Origin of the sequence: Streptosporangium fragile (genome assembly GCF_039534445.1) — a bacterium.
Taxonomy (GTDB): Bacteria; Actinomycetota; Actinomycetes; order Streptosporangiales; family Streptosporangiaceae; genus Streptosporangium; species Streptosporangium fragile.
Window position 1 is genome coordinate 1 of record NZ_BAAAVI010000149.1, and the last position, 4411, is coordinate 4411.

Below are 4411 nucleotides of genomic sequence, written 5' to 3' on the forward strand. Positions count from 1 at the left end.
CCCGGGTGATCGCCGCTCCCCGGGCGGGCGCCGGCCGGGCCCGCCGCCGAGCGGCCCCCGCGGACCGTCCGCGCCGCCGCGCGTGACCGTGCCGCCACCGCCGCCACCGTGGCCCTGGTCTCGGTACCGGGCCCGTACGCGTTCGCCGAGGCGCTGGACGCGGTCGAGGCGGGGCTGTCCGTGATGATCTTCAGCGACAACGTGCCGGTCGGGCAGGAGGTACTGCTCAAGAGGCGTGCCGCCGAGCGCGGCGTGCTGGTCATGGGGCCCGACTGCGGCACCGCGGTGATCGGCGGGGCGGGCCTGGGCTTCGCCAACGTGCTGCGGCCCGGCCCGGTCGGGGTGGTGGCCGCCTCCGGCACGGGCGCCCAGCAGGCGACCTGCCTGCTGGATCTGGCCGGTGTCGGGGTGAGCCACGTGCTCGGCGTGGGCGGCCGGGACCTGTCGGCGGAGGTGGCCGGGGCGTCCACCCTGCGCGCCCTGCGTGCCCTGGACGCCGACCCGGCCACCGAGCTGATCTTCCTGATCGCCAAGCCTCCGGCCCCGGAGGTCGCGCGGGCCGTCGCGGAGGCCGTCGCGAAGCTGGACACTCCCGTGGTGACGGCCCTGCTCGGCCCCGACCAGGACGACCTGACCACCGCCACCGAGACGGTCCTGCGCGTGCTGGGCATCCCGGTCCCCGAGTGGCCGTCCTGGCCCGCGGCGGGCACGGCGGCCTCCCCCGCCGGGCCCGCGGGCGCGCCCGGCGCGGCGGCCCCGGCGGGGAGGCTGCGGGGGATCTACTCGGGCGGGACGCTGTGCACCGAGGCCCGGCTCGTCACCGGGTTCGGCGAGTTCACCGACTTCGGCGACGACGCCTACACCCGCGGCCGGGCACACCCGATGATCGACCCGACGCTGCGCCTGGAGGCGCTGGCCGAGGTGCCGCCCGGCGACGTCGCGCTGCTCGACGTGGTGCTCGGCCACGGCGCCGACCCCGACCCCGCGGCGCGGCTCGCACCGGCGGTCGCCGCCGCCACCGCCAGGGGTGTCACGGTGGTCGTCGCACTGGTCGGGACCGAGGGCGACCCCCAGGGGCTCCACGCCCAGGCCCTGGCCCTGCAGGCGGCGGGCGCCGCGGTGTTCGCGTCCAACGCGCGGGCCGCCGCTTACGCGGCGGGCGCCGCCTCGGCCGCGGCCGGCACCGTCGCGACCGCCCGTTGACCCGTTCCCGCGGGTCCGGGACCCGGGTCCGCCCGGCGGGAAGCCGCCGCCTTTCGCTCAGGAGTAATCGATGACGCTGCCCATGCTCACCGGCGAGCCGGAAGTGATCACGGTCGGAGCCGACGTGCTCGGCGAGGCGCTGGACGCGCAGGCCGTCCCGCGGGTGCGGGTCGACTGGCGCCCGCCGATGCCCGGCACCGAGGCGGACCTGGCCCGGGTGCTGGCCGACCCGCGCCGGGCGGGCGCCAACGAGACGGCCGTGAGACGCCTGACGTCCGCGCGGCCGCAGCTCGTCGGGGTACGGCCCGCACGCGAGGTGCTCGACCTGCCGGAGGGCACTTTCCTGCACGCGGGGCCGCCGATCGAGTGGGAGCGGGCGTCGGGCCCGCTGCGGGGCGCGCTGATCGGGGCAATGCTGCTGGAGGGGCTGGCCGCCGACGCCGGGGAGGCCGAGGAGCGGCTGGCCGCCGGACGGGCCCGGCTGGACTCCTGTCACCACCACCGGACCGTCGGGCCGATGGCGGGTGTGGTCACGCCGTCGATGTGGATGTTCGAGGTCCGTGACGCCGAGCACGGCGGTAGCGCGTACTGCTCGCTCAACGAGGGTCTGGGCAAGGTGCTGCGTTACGGCGCCTACGGCCCCGAGGTGCTCGAACGCCTGCGGTGGATGGGCGAGGTGCTCGGCCCGGTGCTGCGCACGACGCTGGAGCGCAGCGGACCGCTGGACCTCGGGGCGCTGATCGCGCAGGCCCTGCAGATGGGCGACGAGCTGCACAACCGCAACCGGGCGGCCACCTCGCTGATGGCGCGCGAACTCGCCCCGTCGATCGTGGAGACCGCTCCCGGCCACGCCGCCGAGGTCCTGCGCTTCATCAACGGCAACGACCACTTCTTCCTCAACGCGGGCATGGCCGCGTGCAAGGTCAGCGCGGACGCCGCCCGGAACGTCCCGGGCTCCACCCTGGTGGTGGCGATGGCCCGCAACGGCACGGACTTCGGCGTCCAGGTCTCCGGTCTCGGCGACCGCTGGTTCACCGGTCCCGCGGGGGTGCCGGACGGGCTCTACCTGGGCGCGTACGGCCCCGAGGACGCCAACCCGGACATCGGCGACTCCACGATCACCGAGACGGTGGGCCTGGGCGGTTTCGCGATGGCCGCGGCGCCGGCGATCGTCCGGTTCGTCGGCGGTGACGTGACGGAGGCGACGGCGGCGACCCGGTCGATGTACGAGATCACCCTGGCCGAGCACCCGGCGTACCAGATCCCCACGCTGGACTTCCGGGGCACGCCGACCGGCGTCGATGTCACGCTGGTGGCCAGGACGGGCCTGCTGCCCACCGTGAACACCGGCATCGCGGGCCGGGTCGCGGGCACCGGACAGGTCGGCGCGGGACTGGTCAGCCCACCCGCCTCGGCCTTCACCGCGGCGCTGGCGGCGCTGGCCGAAGCGGCCGCCGACGCGGCGTGAATGGTTTCATCGATCTTTTACGGTAAGGTGCCGCGAAGCCGACAATGCCCGTGCCGGCCCGTGCCGACCGGCGGCCCCGGGTGACGTTCGGCGACGTCAGGGCGGAGATGAACGCCCGGCCACCCATCCGGAGAAGCGCCTGCCGGCAAATACCCTCATGCCGTTCGCTCACCGGCCAGCTTCCATTGCCGAATGCCATCCCGATATCGTGGCGAACCGCGCAAATAAGGGTTGGTTATAGGGAACGGGGTACGATGACCGATCGCTTGCTCGGAAATACCCCCCAGGGCCCTGACGGCGGGGATCTCGCCGGAGCGGCGCGGGAGGGCCAGGGCAGGCTGGTGGGCAGGCGCTACCGCCTGGTGTCGCCGGTGGGCCGTGGCGGGATGGGCATGGTCTGGCACGCCCACGACGTCCTGCTCGACCGGGACGTGGCGGTCAAGGAGCTGATACTCCCCTACGGGCTGGATCACGCGAGCACGCAGATCGCGCACCAGCGGATGCTGCGCGAGGCCCGCTCGGCGGCCCGGCTCAGCCATCCCGGCATCGTCACCGTGCACGACGTCGTCGAGGAGGACGGCCGCCCCTGGATCGTGATGGAGCTGGTCCGCGCCTGGTCGCTGGAGCAGGCCGTCCGGCAGAACGGACCGCTGCCCGTGGTCCAGGCCGCCGAGATCGGTGTGCGGGTGCTCGACGCGCTGCGCCACGCGCACGCCGCCGGAATCATGCACCGCGACGTCAAGCCCGGGAACGTGCTGCTGACCGCCGACCGGGTGGTCCTCACCGACTTCGGCATCGCCGCGGTGGAGGGCGACGTCACGATCACCCAGACCGGCCTGCTGATGGGCTCCCCCGCCTACATCCCGCCGGAGCGGCTGTCCGGCCAGGCGGTCACCCCGGCCTCCGACCTGTGGTCCTTCGGCGCCACGCTGTACGCGGCGGTCGAGGGCCGTCCCCCGTACGAGGGATCCGACCCGGTGGCCGTGCTCGGTGCGATCCTCACCCTGGAGCCCGGCCGGCCGCAGCGGGCGGGCGCGCTGAGCGCCGTCATCGAGGGCCTGCTCCGCAAGAACCCCGCCGACCGGATGAGCGCCGCCCAGGTCTCGGACCTGCTGGACCAGGTGCTGCGCAACCACGGCTCAAGCACGCCCAACCGGGCGCCCATCGCTCCCCCGGTGCCGATACCGACCCCCGGCGAGTCGGTGGCGATGCACATGCCGCCCCTGCTGGAGACGCCGTCCGGGCCGACACCCTCCCGGATCATCGAGACGCCCTCCGGCCCGATCCGGGTCCCGTACACCTCCGTCATGGGCCCCCTGGATCCCCACGACGCGCTCGCCGGGGCGCCCGGGGGGCACCGCGCGGACGTGCTGACCCCGCCGGGACACCCCCCGGCCGTCCCGAACGGCGGTCACCAGCGAGGCTACGACGCGTTGCGCGCCCCCGCGCCCGGACTGGACGGTGGCTCGTTCGACGCGCTGACCAGTTTCTCCGGCGACCGGCCCGGCGGCTTCCCGAGCGACCTGCCGGGCGGCTTCCCGGGCGACCGGCCCGGCGGCTTCCCGAGCGACCTGCCGGGCGGGAGTGGCGCGGCGCCCGGTGGCTTCCCGGGCGACCGACCCGGCGGGGGCGGTGAGGCACCCGACCGGCGTCCCGGCGTGGGCGGCGAGGTGCCGCCCACGCCCTGGCCGCTGCCGGCCCCGGCCGACCGGGCTCCGCGTGAGGCCGCGGGCTGCGCCC

At 75.5% G+C, this 4411-nt stretch carries 3 protein-coding genes; all 3 read left to right on the forward strand.

Going from position 1 to position 4411, the window contains the following annotated elements; all coding sequences use genetic code 11:
* The first annotated feature begins 108 nt into the window (after window positions 1–108).
* Window positions 109–1203, forward strand: coding sequence for an AllF/FdrA family protein (locus tag ABD841_RS40210; RefSeq protein ID WP_344982318.1), 1095 nt, complete (start codon window positions 109–111; stop codon window positions 1201–1203).
* 70 nt (window positions 1204–1273) lie between these two features.
* A complete protein-coding gene (locus tag ABD841_RS40215) occupies window positions 1274–2671 on the forward strand; it encodes a YlbE family protein (protein ID WP_344982319.1) in 1398 nt (465 codons plus the stop codon).
* 254 nt (window positions 2672–2925) lie between these two features.
* On the forward strand, window positions 2926–4411 hold a 1486-nt coding region (locus ABD841_RS40220), incomplete at its 3' end, for a serine/threonine-protein kinase (RefSeq protein WP_344982320.1).